The sequence below is a fragment of the Amycolatopsis sp. AA4 genome, from assembly GCF_002796545.1.
GTDB lineage: Bacteria > Actinomycetota > Actinomycetes > Mycobacteriales > Pseudonocardiaceae > Amycolatopsis.
On record NZ_CP024894.1, the window covers coordinates 3,804,844 to 3,820,370 of the forward strand.

Annotated in this window: 15 protein-coding genes; 3 read left to right on the forward strand and 12 right to left on the reverse strand. The window is 70.3% G+C overall.

Going from position 1 to position 15,527, the window contains the following annotated elements; translation table 11 throughout:
- Nucleotides 1-5: 5 nt before the first annotated feature.
- From CU254_RS17760 to CU254_RS17800, 9 genes are all read right to left on the reverse strand, one after another.
- The gene (locus CU254_RS17760) at nt 6-1,259 is read right to left on the reverse strand and encodes a polysaccharide pyruvyl transferase family protein (RefSeq protein WP_100266820.1); all 1,254 of its coding nucleotides are present in this window, start codon (nt 1,257-1,259) and stop codon (nt 6-8) included.
- Nucleotides 1,256-2,431, reverse strand: coding sequence for a glycosyltransferase family 4 protein (locus CU254_RS17765; RefSeq protein ID WP_009078013.1), 1,176 nt, complete (start codon nt 2,429-2,431; stop codon nt 1,256-1,258). The genes CU254_RS17760 and CU254_RS17765 overlap by 4 nt, the downstream gene beginning before the upstream one ends.
- The gene (locus CU254_RS17770) at nt 2,376-3,710 is read right to left on the reverse strand and encodes an oligosaccharide flippase family protein (protein WP_009078015.1); all 1,335 of its coding nucleotides are present in this window, start codon (nt 3,708-3,710) and stop codon (nt 2,376-2,378) included. The genes CU254_RS17765 and CU254_RS17770 overlap by 56 nt, the downstream gene beginning before the upstream one ends.
- Entirely contained in the window at nt 3,707-4,843 is a 1,137-nt protein-coding gene (locus CU254_RS17775; RefSeq protein ID WP_009078017.1) for a glycosyltransferase family 4 protein, read from the reverse strand. Before CU254_RS17775 ends, CU254_RS17770 begins: the two co-directional genes overlap by 4 nt.
- Entirely contained in the window at nt 4,840-7,086 is a 2,247-nt protein-coding gene (locus CU254_RS17780; RefSeq protein WP_009078019.1) for a DUF2206 domain-containing protein, read from the reverse strand. The genes CU254_RS17775 and CU254_RS17780 overlap by 4 nt, the downstream gene beginning before the upstream one ends.
- A complete protein-coding gene (locus CU254_RS17785; RefSeq protein WP_050788212.1) occupies nt 7,083-8,180 on the reverse strand; it encodes a glycosyltransferase family 4 protein in 1,098 nt (365 codons plus the stop codon). Before CU254_RS17785 ends, CU254_RS17780 begins: the two co-directional genes overlap by 4 nt.
- Nucleotides 8,177-8,671, reverse strand: coding sequence for a hypothetical protein (locus CU254_RS17790; RefSeq protein ID WP_159396480.1), 495 nt, complete (start codon nt 8,669-8,671; stop codon nt 8,177-8,179). The genes CU254_RS17785 and CU254_RS17790 overlap by 4 nt, the downstream gene beginning before the upstream one ends.
- Nucleotides 8,647-9,516: a glycosyltransferase family 2 protein gene (locus CU254_RS17795; protein ID WP_009078024.1), complete on the reverse strand. Its 870-nt coding sequence runs from the start codon at nt 9,514-9,516 to the stop codon at nt 8,647-8,649. Before CU254_RS17795 ends, CU254_RS17790 begins: the two co-directional genes overlap by 25 nt.
- A gap of 509 nt (nt 9,517-10,025) precedes the next feature.
- Entirely contained in the window at nt 10,026-10,790 is a 765-nt protein-coding gene (locus tag CU254_RS17800) for a crotonase/enoyl-CoA hydratase family protein (RefSeq protein WP_009078026.1), read from the reverse strand.
- A gap of 95 nt (nt 10,791-10,885) precedes the next feature.
- Here CU254_RS17800 and CU254_RS17805 point away from each other — a divergent pair, with 95 nt between their 5' ends.
- Nucleotides 10,886-11,434 carry an HD family hydrolase gene (locus CU254_RS17805; RefSeq protein WP_037714019.1) on the forward strand — a complete coding sequence of 183 codons (549 nt, stop codon included), beginning with the start codon at nt 10,886-10,888 and terminating at the stop codon, nt 11,432-11,434.
- Nucleotides 11,435-11,519: 85 nt separating this feature from the next.
- Nucleotides 11,520-11,954, forward strand: a complete 435-nt coding sequence (locus CU254_RS17810) for a L,D-transpeptidase (RefSeq protein WP_037714021.1) — start codon at nt 11,520-11,522, stop codon at nt 11,952-11,954.
- Here CU254_RS17810 and CU254_RS17815 read toward each other — a convergent pair whose 3' ends face one another.
- Together CU254_RS17815 and CU254_RS17820 are read right to left on the reverse strand one after the other, a co-directional pair.
- Nucleotides 11,955-13,112: an NAD(P)/FAD-dependent oxidoreductase gene (locus tag CU254_RS17815; RefSeq protein ID WP_009078032.1), complete on the reverse strand. Its 1,158-nt coding sequence runs from the start codon at nt 13,110-13,112 to the stop codon at nt 11,955-11,957.
- A complete protein-coding gene (locus tag CU254_RS17820) occupies nt 13,109-13,426 on the reverse strand; it encodes a bifunctional 3-phenylpropionate/cinnamic acid dioxygenase ferredoxin subunit (RefSeq protein ID WP_009078034.1) in 318 nt (105 codons plus the stop codon). The genes CU254_RS17815 and CU254_RS17820 overlap by 4 nt, the downstream gene beginning before the upstream one ends.
- Nucleotides 13,427-13,707: 281 nt before the next feature.
- On the opposite strand from CU254_RS17820, the gene CU254_RS17825 reads away from it, so the two are divergent.
- The gene (locus CU254_RS17825; RefSeq protein WP_037714023.1) at nt 13,708-14,829 is read left to right on the forward strand and encodes an aromatic ring-hydroxylating dioxygenase subunit alpha; all 1,122 of its coding nucleotides are present in this window, start codon (nt 13,708-13,710) and stop codon (nt 14,827-14,829) included.
- On the opposite strand, the gene CU254_RS17830 is transcribed toward CU254_RS17825, so the two are convergent.
- A complete protein-coding gene (locus CU254_RS17830; RefSeq protein WP_009078037.1) occupies nt 14,826-15,488 on the reverse strand; it encodes a GntR family transcriptional regulator in 663 nt (220 codons plus the stop codon). The genes CU254_RS17825 and CU254_RS17830 overlap by 4 nt on opposite strands.
- Between the last annotated feature and the right edge of the window lie 39 nt (nt 15,489-15,527).

Below are 15,527 nucleotides of genomic sequence, written 5' to 3' on the forward strand. Positions count from 1 at the left end.
CCGCGTCAGGCGGCATCGAGCAGCGGGCTCAGGTCGCGGGCGCGACGCGCGTATGGGGGAAGGACCTCGCGCACGTGCTGCCGGTAGTCGTCGCGGTGTTCGATGAGGCTGTCGAGGAGCGTGGGCAGCGTCGTGTCGCGGATTTCGGCGATCCCGACGACCCACTTTTCGAGCCCGAGATCGCGCATGATGCCCGCGGTCTTGTGGTCGTACTCGATCGCGAGGCACGGGACGTGCGCGGTCAGGGCGAAGATGACGGAGTGGAAGCGCGTGCCGAGCACGAGGTCGGCTTCGGCGTAGATGGCGCGGGCGTCGCGGTGGTCGAAGGTGTCGTCGCCGAGGACGCGCAGCCGGGGGTGGTCGAGCCCGGCGGCGAGGCGGGTGTTGACGCGGCGGTCGTCGTCGCCTTGATAAGCGCAGGTCACCTGGGGGACCAGGACGACGTGGTACCCGCGGCCGAGCAGGTGCCGGATGCCCGCGGTCAAGGCGTGTTCGTACCGGAGCTGTCCGGCCTCGTCGAGCCACTGGCGGGCGGTGACCATCGCGATCCGGGCGGCGGCGGGGATGCCGAGCGCGGTGCGCCAGTCGCGGTCGGACCGGGTTTCGAAGGCGAAGGCGCTGTCGACGCTGCGGGTGAGCAGGCGCGGCGGCAGCCCGAGTTCGGCGAGCCGGTCGCGGCTGATGTCCTCGCGGACCAGAATCGCGTCGGCCCGGCCGAGGACGTGGCGGACCAGCACGCGCTGGACCAGACGGGGGAACGGGCCGTAGGACTGCGGGCCGGTCCCCACCCGGACGCCGAAGCGCTGGGCCAGCCACAGCGGCAGCAGCAGGAAGAGGACGTTCAGGTCGGAGGCGAAGTCCGCGCGTCCGTTCAGGTAGCCGCCGCCGGCGGAGACGACGAGGTCGGCGGTCGCGAGGGCGTGCAGTTCGCGCCGCGGTTCGGCGGGAAGCAGCCGGGCCGCCGCCAGCAGCGGCCGGCGCGGGAGGCGGGCGGCGGCGAGCGCGACGACGGGCAGCAGGCTCAGTTTCCGCAGGATCCGCCGGAGCCGGGGGATGCTCTCCTCGCCCGAGTAGCGGCGGAACGAACCGAGGTTGGGCACGCCGTCGAACTCCGGCCAGCGCGCGGGATGCTCGAACCCGGCGATCGCGATCCGGGCGCCGGGCAGCGCGCGGCGGATCTGTTCGAGCAGGACGGTGAGCAGGGCGGCGTCGCCGCGGTTGCCGCGTTCGAACGCGTTGACTACGACGACCCGGGTCATCGGCGGACCTCTCGGTAGTGCTGTTCCAGCCGGTCGAGGAAAGGGCCGAGGCGGTGGCAGGAGGCGAGCCCGGCCGAGTGCGCCCCCATGGCCCGCCGCAAGCCCGGGTCGCGGAGGAGCCGGGAGAGGGCGTCGGCGAGGGCACCCGGCTCGCCCGGCGGGACGAGGACCCCGTTGTGTCCCGGGCGGATCAGCTCGGGAATGCCGCCGACCTCGGTGGCGGCGACCGCGCGTCCGACGCCGAGGGCTTCCAGCGCGACAGTCGGGAAATTCTCCGGCCACACCGAAGGAATCACCACCACCGAAGCCGCGCGGTACGCCGCCGCCAGTTCGCGCTCACCGAGCCAGCCCGCGAAGCGGACTCGGTCGGCCAAACCTTGTTCGCTCACCGACTTTTCGAGGACGGCTCGCTGCGCGCCGTCCCCGGCGAGGGTCAGCCGGGCGTCCGGGAGGCGGCGGGCGACCGTAGCGAAGGCGTCGACGAGCACGTGCGCGCCCTTCACCGGTTCGAGGCGGCCGACGAACAGCGCGTCGGCGGTGTCGGGGACCGGAGAAGCGGTGGGCAGCGGCACGCCGTTCGGGACGACGCGGATCGGTGTCCGAGGCAGGTCATGGCGAACGACGTCGGCGAGGAACCGGCTCGGGGTGAGCACGCGGTCGACGCTGCGCAGCCGGCGCAGGTACGCGGGTCGTTGCAGGAAACGCAGATAGGCCAGCCGCGCAGTGTCCGTTATGGACAGTCGGGAGTGGCCTTCGGTGCGGCTGCGGAGATTCCACGACAGCAACTCCCGGGTCCAGTCCTCGGGACCGTGGACGGTGAGCACCCGCGGGTAGGCGGCGGACGCGCTGAGCACGGCCGGGCTGAACTCGCCGATGGTGTGCAGGTGCACCACATCCGGAGCGAAAGAACGCAGAGCGGCGGTCACTTGCCGGTACGCGGGGCGGTGCCAGAAGTAGCCCGCGAAACGGCGAAGCGGGCCCCCGCGGATCGCGGGCACCAGGACGTCGGCGAAGACTTCCCGGTCGCTGACGGCGGGGTTGTCGAGCAGGTGGTCGGTGGCGATGACCAGGACCTGGTGCCCGCGTCGCCGCAGCCCGCCAGCGACGAGGCGGACGCTACGCTCCGCGCCGCCGGCTTCGAAGCCGACGTTGACGATGTGCGCGATCTTCATCCGAACCTCCTTTGTCGCACGGAGACAGTCCGCGCAGTGCGAGCGCGGCGACCGAGACGAGGCCGGACGCGAGATTGCCGACGCCCCAGGCCGCGGCGAGCCACCCCAGGCTGTGCTGGGCCCCGAGCGCGGCGAGGCCGACGGTGACCCCCGCGTAGACCACATTGGACAAATTCATCGCCGGCAGCTGACGGGTCACCTTCAGCAGGAACCCGGACCACGTGTTGAACGCCACCGCGAGGGCCGAGACCGCGAGGACGACGAGGCAGTTCCGGGCGTCGGCGGCGTAGCTGGCGCCGAACAGGGTCAGCACCGGTTTCGCGAGGGCGACCGTGACGCTGACGGCGGGCAGCACGATCGCGAGGATGAGCAGCGCCGAGCGTTTCGCCAGCTGTTTCAGGTCTTCCTGTTCGTGCGAGCCTTCGGCGAACAGCGCCTCGCCGACGGCGAACGGGACGGCGTTGACGAAGTTGGCGATCTGGAACGCCACGAAGTAGGCCGCGGACGCTTCCGGTCCGAGGGAACGCAGCACCAGCAACGGAAGCACCAGCAGCGGCAGGAGATTCAGGCAGCTGGACGCGTAGTTGCCGAGCGAGTACGCCAGCGTGGTGCGCAGCGTCGCCGGGTACACGCGGGGCCGGACCGGGATGCGCAGCCGCTGCCGGATGACGAGGATGCTCGCGACGGCGGCAACGGCGGAAGCCATTGTGCTCGACAGGAAAATGCCGATTGCGCCCGCTCCGACGAAGGCAATCGGCAGGGCGAGTTTGACCGCGCTCATCAGGACGCCGTTGAGAAGCAGGTTGTATTTCGCCGCGCGCACGGCGACGAAAACCGAGTCGGTCAGCAGGTTTTGCGCGACGGCCATCGCCAGCAAGGCGAACAGCGCAATCTCCGGGAATGACCCGCTGAGGAAGGACAATCCGGGCGAGACGAACGGCGCGACGAGCGCGAAACCGGCCCCGAGGACGGTTCCGGTGACGGCCACCGAGGTGAGCGCGGAGCTGACGTGCGCGCTGCGGGACGCCGTCGTGGGCAGGTACCGGACGAGGCTGGAACTGAGCCCGAGCCCGCTGAAGTAGCTCAGCAGGGTCACCGCCGAGAGCAGCGAACTCGCCCAGCCCACCTCGGCGGGCGGGTAGAGCCGGGCGACGACGATCCAGAACACGAATCCGGACCCGGCACCGAGCGCGGTGGTGGCCATGAGGAAGAACGAGTTGCGCACCAGCGGGTCGGATTTCAGCCGGGCGGCGAAGGACGGCTCGGCGAGCGCGGTCATGCCGGAACCTCGTTCGGCTCAAGCGCGGCGAGGTAGCTTTCTTCGAGGCGCTGGACGTGTTTCGGCCAGGAGAACCGGGCGGCGGCGTAACGGGCGGAGTAGCGGCCCATGGCTGCGCGGCGGGCGGGATCCGCGGCGAGGGAGCGCAGGGTCGCGCGCAGGATTTCCGCCTCGCGGGGGAGCAGCGCGACCTGGGTTCGGTCGAGTCCGTAGGAGGCGTAGCCCGGGTCGTCGGTGGTGACTATCGGGAGGCCGGAGGCCATCGCTTCCTGGACGGTCAGGGGGAATCCTTCGGCGGTCGACGGCAGGGCGAAGACGTCGCAGGCTCGGTAGAGGCGGCTGAGCTCGTCCGGGCTCATCGCGCCCAGATGGTGGACCGTGGGATCCTCGGGGACGTGCTTCGGCCGTTCCCCGGCGAAGACCAGGTCGTAGTCGGGGTGCCGGGCAGCGAGAAGGAGGTCGTAGCCCTTCTTCGGTACCGGCCGCCCGACGAACAGCACCAGAACCCGGTCGGCAGGCAGTCCCCAGCGTTCCCGCAGCAGCCGGGTTTCTCCGGCGGACGCGGGCCGATACCGGGCGGTGTCGACGCCGTTGGGCAGCAACTCCACGTCGTCGCGAAAACGGCGGACGAAGGCGCCGACGGAATCGTTGACCACGAAAACCTCGCGGCTGGCCCGGAACAACCGCCGCCCGATCGACCGGTACACCGCGTGCTGCACCGCCCGCACCACCGCCGAGGGATGCTCGACGACCGCGACGTGCTGGGTCAGGAACAGCGGCGTGCCAGTCCGCGCTGCTCGCACTCCTGCGATCCACGAGGATTGGTACAGCGTGTCGTGCAGGTGGACGACATCCGCCCACCGCACCCACTCCCGGACGGCACGGAACAACCGGGGCCCGAACACCGGGAAGGGCACTCCCGTCCGGTCTTCCACCCCGTTCCAGGCGGGAACGCGCACGACCCGGACGCCGTCGACCGGAGCCGGTGCGGCAGCGGGCGAAGCACTCGTCAGCACGGTGACCTCGGCACCGCGTGCGGCGAGGGTCCGGGCCTGCTGTGCGGCGACGTTCTCGATCCCTCCGACATGCGGCGGGTAGTAGTGCGAGACGAGCAGGATCCGGAGGGTCGTCATCGGTACACACTCGTTCCGTTGCTGCTGTAGACCTTGTTCTTGGTGGCGTCGAGGAACCGCAGCGGATAGCGGTAGGTGACGAGATCTCCCTGGTAGAACACGGTGACCTCGTCCTTGCGGACGGTCGGATAGCCGAGGAGGACGAACGAGCCCGGCTGCACGAGCGTCGGGTAAATGTCGTCTCCGGGGCGGCCGTCGAGCAGCGTTTGGAGGCGGCTGAGCGTGTAGCGGTCGGACTGGATGCGCTGCGCCGCGGTGTGCCGTTCGAGCCAGGCGAGGGCGGCGCGTTCTTGCGGGTGGGCGTAGTAGATGTCGTAGTACTGCCCGGCGTTGTCCAGCTGCAGTTGCGCCGGGTAGCCGCCGAACAACCGGGGCAGCGCGCCGGTGAGGTCGAGGAACAGCAGCAGCGAGACGGCGGTCGCGGCGGGCATTCGCCACCGTTTGAGCCACCACAACGCCCAGACCGACCCCATCGCGATGAACGGCGCGAACCCGAACAGGCCTTGCTGGAAGGTGCGCAGGACTCCGTAATCCACCGAGAGCTGCGGCAGCGCGATCTCCGCGGCGAGCACCCCCAGGCCACCCGCGGCGAGTACGAACAGGTCGTGCGTCGGCCGGAACACGGTCGCGGTGGCGAGCAGGGTTCCGGCTAGGCCGACGAGCAGCAACACCTGCAGCCCGTCCGCGCACAAGGTGCGGAGAAGGCTGTTCACGCGGGGGACGTCGAGGCCGAGCTGGTCGAGCGCGGACCCGGCTCTGGTCAGCGGCAGGTTGTCCGCTGGGGCGACCTGGACGGGAGCTGCGGGCGGTTCGCCGCGGGGGCGGGTGGACTCGGCGTAGTCCTGGAGCCGTTGCTCCGGGCTGACCCGGGCGGAGCTGAAAATGCTGTACGCGGTGTCGGACGAGCCGCGCTGCACCTGATCCGGGTGGAACAGGTCGTGTGCAGCGGCGACGGCGGTGTGCTGGAGCTGATGCCAGGTGCCGGTGACCGGGCCGGTCCAGAGCGCGGAACACGCGACCGCGACGCCGAGCATCGGCCAGGCGACGAAATCGGTCGCCTCCTTCGGAGTCCGCTCGGCAAGCCGGCGGCGCAACGGCGGGACCACCCGGATGACACCGCTGGCGAGCTTGCCCAGCACCAGGACGGCGATGAGCACGTAGGTGGTGGAGTAGTGCGACAGCACGATCCCCGCGAACAGGACGGTAAACGCGACCCGCCGTGCGCGACGCGGTGCGCTGCGGTCGCTCAACGCCAGGACCGCACAGCCCAACAGCAGGAACGCGATCTCCTGCCGCCCGAGGAACGGCATGTCGGTGAAGAACGTGGGGAACGCGAGGAAGCAGATCGCGGCGAGCAGCGAGATCCGTTTGGTGGTGAGGTTCCGGGTCGTGCGGTACACCGCGACCGGTGCCGCGGCGAACAGCATCGGCAGCACCACTTTGAAGATCGCCAAGCCGGGCAAGGCGGTCAGCTGGGCCACCGAAGCGGGCAGAAGCGTGATGCTGAGACAGGCGTGGTACGGGTCGGGGTAGCCGGAGATGTCCCAGTAGCCCTTGCTTGAGGTGAGCTGGAAGAGCAGGAACTCGCGTTGGACGTCGTGCCCGGTGACGTACCAGCCGCGCAGCGATGTCAGCAGCAGCAAAGCCGTTGCTGCGCAGAGGATTCCGAGCGCGATGACCCCGTCGCCGTACCGGTTCGCCCGGACGGCCAGCAGCCCGAGTAGCGCCGCGACCAGGAACAGCGCGATCAGGCTCGTCGCGCCGCTGAATCCGTTGTTAAGCCGGACGGCCCCGGCGGCGGCGACCACCAGCGTCAGAGCCCCGAGGATCGCGATCGGTACGACGTCGCGTACCGGCATCCATCGCGGCCCCCGCATGGGTGGGGACGAGCCGGTGAGCCGCCGGTCCAGGACCGCGAGCGCGACCGCGGCGAGTGTCTGAGCCCCGGCGAGGGACGCGGTCGTCAACGGGCGCGAGACGCCGAACCAGGGGAGCACGGTGTTGACGGCCAGTGCGGCCACCATCGCGGTCAGCACCGCGAAACCCAGCCCCAGCAACCACTGCGCCTCTCGGGTGGACACGATCCGGGCGGCAATCCGACGGCACAGCCACGCCGGGGCGCCGAACACTAGCCACAGACCGGTGACGGTCACCAGCACCGCAGGCCGCCACGGCAGCAGCTCCACGACCCCGGCGGCGAGCACCGAACCGAGCACGACGGCGCGCTGGCTGGGGCGCGTCACGGGAGCACCTCGGCGTAGACGTCCTCGACCTGCGCTGCCACCGCGGCCCAGGTGAACTCCCGGGCCGCTCGCGCGCTGGCCGCGGCGGTCCTCCGCCGGAAGTCCTCGTCCGTGGCGAATTCGTCGATCGCCGCGGCCAGCGCGGCGGAATCAGCGGGAACGAGCGCTCCGATGCCGCGCAGGAGTTCGGTATTCCCGGGCACGTCGGTCGCGAGCACCGGCAGCGCGGCGGCCATGGCTTCGAGCGCGGCGAGCGACATCCCTTCGCGATCCGAGGGCAGCACGAACAGATCGGCTTGCTCGTAGCGGTGCAGCAGCGAAGCGCCGTGCAGACGGCCGTGGAACCGCACGCCCGCAATCCCTTGCCGCTGCACGGTTTCCGCGAGCCGAGTGCGCTGCTCGCCGTCTCCGACCACGTCGAGGACGACCGGCTGGCGCACCCGGACCAGCGCGTGCAGGAGCCGGGCGAGGTTCTTCTGTGGACTGAGCCGCCCGACGAACAGCAGGCGCAGCACCGGTTCCCGGCGCGGACGCGGCGGAAGGAAGAACTCCGCGGACACTCCGTTCGGGACTGTGAAAATCCGCGCCGGGTCCACTCGATAGGCGGTGTGGACGAACTCCCGCTGGGCCTCGGTCAGCACCAGCACCCCGGCGGCAGCGCGCAAAACCCGGGCGAAGACGTGCTTTTTGTAGTGCGGCAACAACCAGCCCAGCTTTCCGGACTGGTCGACGTCGAGATGGAAGTGGAACAGGAACGGCTGCCGGCGCACGGCCGCGACGAGCGCGACCTGCTCAGGCACCACCGCGTGCGCGGCATGCAGATGCCACACCGCAGGTTTGGGCATGCGCAGCAAGGCGGGAACGAGACCGGGGGACACCGGCGTGTGCGCGATGTCAAGCGCGGGAACGCGGATGGTGGCCACCCCGTGCACCACCTCGCGTCGCGGCGAGTCGCGCGCGCCGACGGTCGTGGTGAGCACGGTGACGTCGTGCTGCCGCGCCTGTTGCCGGGCCAGGTGCTGGACGACCGCTTCCATTCCGCCGAGATGCGGCGGGTAGCACGGGGTGAGGTGGACGATCCGGCGGCGGGTCACGGTCTGCCTCCGGAAGAGTTGCCGGGCAGCCGGAAACGCAGGTTTTCCATGCCTCCCGCGACGTTCACCGCGATCGCGTCCACGACGCACCCGGGCGGCACCGGCAGGCGGAAGTCGATCGCGGTGAACTGGCCGGGCTCGAGAGTCACCCGCCGGGACACGCCCGCGAGCCGGTCGGCCGTAGACGTCTCCAACGCGGCTACCACGGTGTAGTCCGCGCGCGCCGGACCGTGCCTTACGAGGGCGACCTCCGCGAGGACCGCCCCGTCCCGGAACGCGGGCGTGCCGACGAAATACAGCTCCGTGTAGGTCTCCGGCTGCTCGGTGAAGGACTGCCGGAACAACGTCCGGGCGTCCGGCCAGACCAGGACGGTGACCACCCCGAGCACCGCCACCGCGCCAAACGCGACGGCGAATTTCAGCCAGCCGCGGCCGTTTCCCGGCTCTTCCGAGGACTCGTCCACGCTCAGTCCGCCATCGCCAGGACGCATCGGGCTTCGTCCGTGCAGAGGACGTTCGCCGGCACCCGCGCGGTGCGCGCCCGGTGCGCGGCCAGCTGCGACAGGTTGCGCAGGCCGTCGCGGACAGCGTGCAGTTTCACGTCGCCGCCGCGGATCCGGTACTCGATCAGCGTTTCGCCGCACCGGAAACCGCGGACGTAGGCGTCGTTCTTGATCTCCTGAGAGAACGGCATGCCGCCGGAGCGGATGTCCAGGTGCCGCCAGACGTGCCGGCGGAACACCCACATCCCGGACTGCGAATCCCGGAACGGCGAACGGAAGAAGAACCGGCTGATCAGCGTCAGCACCCGGTTGCCGAACCGGTGCGACGGCTTCATCGCCCCGCGGTTCTCGCGGCCGAGCCGGTTGGTGGAGAGGAAATCGAGCTGCCGGTCGGCCATCGCGCCCAGCAGCCCGGGCAGGTGGTCGAACGGGTACGTGCAGTCCGCGTCGCCGGTGGCGATCACGTCGCCGGTCGCGGCGGCGAACCCCGCGTGATAGGCGTGCCCGTAGCCGCGCACGGGCTGGAGGACGACCCGCGCGCCGAGCGCGGCGGCCACCTCGCCGGTCCCGTCGGTCGAGGCGTTGTCGACCACGATCACCTCGAGCTCGTAGCCGAGGGAGGCGAGGCCGGAGTACGGGATCGTGGCCAGCACGCGCGGCATGTTGACCCGTTCGTTGAGCGCGGGGATGACGATGGACAGTTTCCGCGGCCGGGGTCTTTCGGCGCAGGCGCCGCGGCTGGCGGTACGGAGGCGGCAGCAGGGCCCGGCGCCCGGGCGGGAGGCGGTGTCGTCCGACGGCGAGGAGCTGGAACGCTCGATGTCCGACGTCATGGAGGAACCTCGGTTCTGGTCTTGTGCTCGGCGGGGAGGGAGCACGGGCACGGCCGGGTCCGGCGGCGCGCTGCGCCGATGGCCCGGCCTCGTCGGGCCGGGCGGGTCGGCGTCCGCCGGCGGGGGCCTGCCGGCGACGGGTCGGGGGGCGGGGTTCTGTTGTGGGGGCGGACGGCCGCGCGGGCCGGGCGGGCGCGCCCGGCCTCCTATCTGTATCGATGCCGACGCCGGGGCGCTACGTGCGGTTGGCGAATTTTCCGTTCGCTCGATCGGCCCAGTTCCGAATGCGGCGGCGAGAAGTAACGGTCGTCGCAGGTAATGGTGACGGGAACGCAAAAAGACGAAAGGTATTCGCGTGCGGTTTCACCCGGTCGGCTCAGTTCGGAAGAAGTGGGGCGGGCGAAGCCGGAAAAGGCGGCATCGGGTCGCGTGTCCGCTATGTCCGCCTGCGGTCCGCGCCTGCTTGGACGCGGGTATATTCGTTGCTGGGCAACGGTAATCGGGCGCGGCTAGTTCTCGAACGAACCGTGCCTGCCCGCGCCTTCGGCGAATCGCGTGGCTCCCGCAAGGGTGTCCGCGTTCAACGACTGAATCCCGTGCCGGAATTCGTTTTCCAATGCGGATTCCTCGCTCAAGGACTCGTTTTCCAGCAATGCGGCCCGGTCCTCGCGCAAGCAGGTCTGCGGAAACGCGGCGATTTCCCGTGCGAGCGCCACGGCCGCGGACAATGCCTGCCCGGCTGGCACGACGCGATTCGCCAAACCGATCCGGTGCGCTTCCTCCGCGTCGACCGGACGCCCGGTGAGCACCAGGTCGAGCGCGCGGCTCCGGCCGATCAGCCGCGGCAGCCGGACCGTGCCGCCGTCGATCAGCGGGACGCCCCAGCGCCGGCAGAACACGCCGAACACCGCCGTTTCTTCGACGACCCGGAGGTCGGCCCAGATCGCCAGCTCCAGTCCGCCCGCGACGGCGTGGCCGGACACCGCCGCGAGCACCGGCTTGCGCAACCGCAGCCGCGTCGGCCCCATCGGGCCGTCGCCGTCCGGCTCGGTGCGGTTGCCGCGGCCTTCGCTCACCGCCTTGAGGTCCGCGCCCGCGCAGAACGTCCCGCCGACCCCGTAGAGCACCGCGACCGAGGCGTCCGAGGCGTCGAATTCCCGGAAGGCGTCGGCCAGCGCCTCGGCGGTCGCGCGGTCGACGGCGTTGCGGCGCTCCGGCCGGTTGATGCCGATGGTGGTGACCGGACCGTCGTGCTCGACCAGCACAGTGCTCACGCGAGGCCTCCCGGGGAAGAAGCGGATGTCCGCGCAGCATGCCATGCCCCGTAGGCTCCAGCAGCGGAATCGCCACCGGAAAAGGGGAGAGCGCCATGGACGGCCTGGCCGCGTTCGGGTTCGAGCTGGGAGTGCTCAAACGGGTCCGCCGCGCGGGCTGGTGGCAGGCGGGGGTCCGCGACCCGGAATCGGTGGCCGAGCACAGCCTCCGCGCGGCGCAGCTGGCCGCGCTGCTCGCCGCGGAGGAAGGCGCGAACCCGGAGCGCGCGGCGTTTCTCGCGCTGTGGCACGACACCCAGGAGACCCGGACCGGCGACCTTCCGCACACGGCCGCGCCCTACCTGACGAAGCCGGAACCTCGGGCGATCACCGCGGACCAGACCGCGAGCCTGCCGCGTGCGTCGGCAGAAACCGTGCAGTCAGCGGTAGACGAGTACGAAACTCGCGAGTCGCCCGAAGCGCGTTGCGCGAAGGACGCCGACAAACTCGAAATGCTTTTCCAGGCTCTCGAATACCGCGCGACCGGAGTCTCCACAGTGGACGAATGGCTCGCATCGGCGCAGGCTGGGCTCTTCACCAACACCGCGCGGCGCGTCGCCGATGCGGCGCTGGCGACGTCTCCGCTGGCGTGGCGCACTCGTTAAAGCTCACCCACATGGGCGCACTTTTGGTTTAAGAGTCCCCTCTCTGGGAAAGATCCAAAGTACGACCATCTCGGGGAGGCACAGGATGAACCGGAAACTCACGGCAATACTGGCCAGTGTCGCGGCGATGGCGGGAACTATCGGATTCGCGGCGACCGCGGAGGCGGCAGGACCGCCGTGCGGGCCGCAGGCGAAAGCGTGCCTGAAGCTCTCGGCCAACACCGCGTGGCTGATGGACAACGGCAAGGTCACCCGGGGCGGCGTGCCCGTCACGGTCGGCAAGCCCCAGTACCCGACCCCGGTCGGCACGTTCCGGGTGCAGTACAAGGATCTTCACCACTACAGCAAGCAGTTCAACGGACCGATGCCGTACTCGGTGTTCTTCACCAACACCGGCGTGGCGTTCCACCAGGGCAGCCTGAAGGTCCAGTCGCACGGCTGTGTCCACCTGTCGCACGCCGACGCGGTGGCGTTCTTCAACACCCTGCAGCCGGGCGACGTGGTGCAGGTCGTGCGGTAATCACCCGACGGGCATCGGCCGCCGCAGCGCTTGCCGGCGCAGGCGGCCGAATCCCCGCGGGTTGTTGAGCCCGAACACCGCCACGGTCCGGCCGTCCCGGTGATACGTGGCGAGGAACGAGTCGTCGTCCGGACCGCCCTCGGCGTAGCGCACCTCGTCGTCCGGCGCGGGATGCCCGGCGAGCTGGAGCGTCCCGGAGTACTGATCGGACCAGACGTAACCGCTCGGCTGGTACTCCCGGACCACCTGCCCGGCCAGCAGATTCGCGACCGCGACCGACGCCTGTTCGGTGGCGTTCGTCCAGTGCTCGTGCCGGATGCCCGCCGGTCCGTACGCCGCGACGTCGCCCGCGGCGACCACGTTCGCCAGCGAAGTGACGAGACCGGAGTCGGTGCGCACGCCGTTGCCGATCGCCAGCCCGGACCCGTCGAGCCACTCGACCGCCGGGACCATGCCGATCCCGGCGACCACCACGTCAGCGGGCAGATTCTCGCCGGTTTCCAGCTGCACCCCGGTGACGCGGCCGGAGACCGCGGTCAGCCCGGCCACCGAAGCGCCGCAGCGCAGGGTGACGCCGTTCCGGCCGTGCAGGCGCGCACAGATCGACCCGAGTTCGGGACCCAGCACGCGCGCCATGGGCGTCGGCAACGCCTCCAGCACCGTGACGTCCAGGCCCAGGCCCTGGCAGGTCGAGGCCACCTCGGCCCCGATGAACCCGCCCCCGACGATCACCACGCGCGCCCCGGGAACCAGCTCCTCGCGCAGTGCGAGTGCGTCGTCCAGGGTGCGCAGCACATGAACTCCGGCAACAGCTTCCGTTCCCGGCAAGGCCCGAGCGCGGCCACCGGTCGCGAGGACGACACCGTCCGCTTCCAGTTCGCCGTCGGACAGGACGAGGCGGCCGGTCGCCGGGTCGAGACGCTCCGCCCTAGTGCCCAGCCGCACCTCCAGCGAGGCGAGATCGTCGGCGTCGAGCAGGTCCAGCGACTCGCGCGCCGCGGTCCCGGCCAGGAAGGCCTTCGACAGCGGCGGCCGGTCGTAGGGGAGATGCGGCTCTTCGCCGATGAGCACCACGCGACCGTCGAACCCCTGGGCGCGCAGCTCCTGCGCGGCGCGGGCGCCGGCGAGCGAAGCGCCGACGATCGCGACCGTTTTCACGCAGCGTCCTCGGCGGCGTCGGCGAGCACGTAGATCACGCCCTCTTCGACCTGCACCTGGTACGTGCGCACCGGCTGCTTGGCGGGCAGGCAGGACGGCATGCCGGTGCGCAGGTCGAAGAGCGCCGCGTGCAGCGGGCACTCCACGAAGCAGCCTTCGAGCCAGCCACCGGCCAGCGACGCGTCCTGGTGGGTGCAGGTGTCCCCGATCGCGTACAGCTCGCCGTCGGCGTTGAAGACGGCGATGGGCTCCGGCCCCGCGATCCGGACGGACTCGCCCGGGGGCAGCTCGTCCACAGTGCACGCGCGCAGCATTGATTCCTCCGAAGCTGGGGGTCTGTTGCGTATTGAGGAACACCCAACGTGATACGCAACAGAGTCTGAGTGCGCGGAAGGGGTGCCGTCAAGAGGTTCCGGGGGTGGAGTTTCCGGAGCGCCGTTCCGGGTGAAAGCCGTGGTCGAAGGCGGTTCCGGCGAACGGGTGCGGCACCTCCGGCGGTGCTTGACAGCGCCCCGGCTGGGCCTCATCTTGTTCCGGAGAGGGCAACAAGACGCGTAATACGCAACTTCGACTGTGTTCGAGAGGAGCCCTGCCGGTGACCGCTGTCGACCTCCCGCAGAGCCTGCTGCCGACCCTGCCCGGGCCGCACTACACCGACCCGGCGATCTTCGCCCGGGAGCAGGAGCGGATCTTCGAAGCGGGGTGGTTCTGCGCGGTGCGCAGTGCCGACCTGCCGTCCCCCGGCTCGTTCGAGACCGTGCAGATCGGCCGCGAAAGCGTGCTGATCGCGCGCGGCCGCGACGGGGCTTTGCGCGCGTTCCTGAACGTGTGCCGGCACCGCGGCGCGCGGCTGTGCACCGACGAGAAAGGAACGGTGAAGCGCGCTTTCCAGTGCATGTACCACGCCTGGACCTACGGCCTGGACGGAAAGCTCGTCGCGGCCCCGAATCTGACCGGCATGCCGGACGTCGACCGCGTCGAGTACGGCCTGACGGGTGTGCATCTGCGCGAATGGCTCGGCTACGCCTGGGTTTGCCTCGCCGAGGAGGCACCGTCCTTTGCGGACACGGTGATGGCCGACGTGAGCGAGCGGCTCGGCGGTCCCGGCGAAATCGAGGCCTACGGCATCGAGAATCTCGCACTGGGCCGGCGCATCGAGTACGACGTGCGCGCGAACTGGAAGCAGATCATCGAGAACTTCATGGAGTGCTACCACTGCGCGACGATCCATCCGGAACTCACCGAGGTGCTCCCGGAGTTCGCCGACGGCTACGCCGCGCAGTATTTCGTCGGCCACGGCGCGGAATTCGGCGCGGACGTCACCGGGTTCACTGTGGACGGTGGTGACGGCCTGCAGCGGCTGCCGGGTGTCGGCGAGCACCAGGACCGCCGGTACTACGCGATCACGATCCGGCCGCAGGTGTTCGTGAACCTGGTGCCCGACCACGTGATCGTGCACCGGATGTTCCCGCTCGCCCCGGACCGCACCCTCGTTCGCTGCGACTGGCTGTACCTGCCGGAGGTCGTGGAGTCCGGCGCGGACCTGGACCGTTCGGTCGAACTGTTCCACCGGGTGAACCAGCAGGATTTCGAGGCCTGCGAACGGTGTCAGCAGGCCATGGGATCCCGCGCGTACGCCCGCGGCGGCGTGCTGGTGCCGAGCGAGCACCACATCGGTGAGTTCCACGCCTGGGTGCGCGCGAAGGCCGGGGACTAGATCAGCGCCCGGATCGCCTCCTCGAAACCGGTCACGTGGTCGAGCGTCAGCGCCGAGGCCTTCTTCGCGTCGCCCTCGGCGATCGCGGTCAGCAGCGGCGAATGCTCGTCCACGTGCCCGGCCATGCCGCGCAGCCGGGGGAGGAACACGCACCAGATCCGGGTGGCGAGGTTGTCGTAATGGATCAGCGTGTCCTCGAAGAACGGATTGTGCACGCAGCGGTAGATCGCGCGGTGCAGTTCCAGGTCGGTGCGCAGGAGTTCGGCGTTTTCCCTCGGGGTAGCCGAATCCAGCTGGTCGCGCAGTTCGACGAGCCGGGCGCGGTCCTCGTCGGTCGCGCGCGTGGCGGCGGACGCGGCGGCCGTCGGCTCGAGGGTGCGCCGGACCTCGGAGATGTGCGCGAGGTCGGAGATGTTGACGTCCGTGGCGAACGTGCCGCGGCGCGGGTACGCGACCACCAGGCGTTCGGTTTCCAGCCGCTTCAGCGCTTCGCGGATCGGCGTGCGGCCCATGCCGAGCACGCTTCCCGCCCATTCCTCGTTGATCGGGTCGCCCGGCTTGATGTCGAGCATGACGAGACGGTCGCGCAGGAACTCGTAGGCGCGTTCGGCCAGCGACGGGGCGGCGGCCGGGATGACGTGGTTGACCGGGGTGCTCACCCGGCCTACTCTACAGCGAAGATTGATATATCAGTAGTC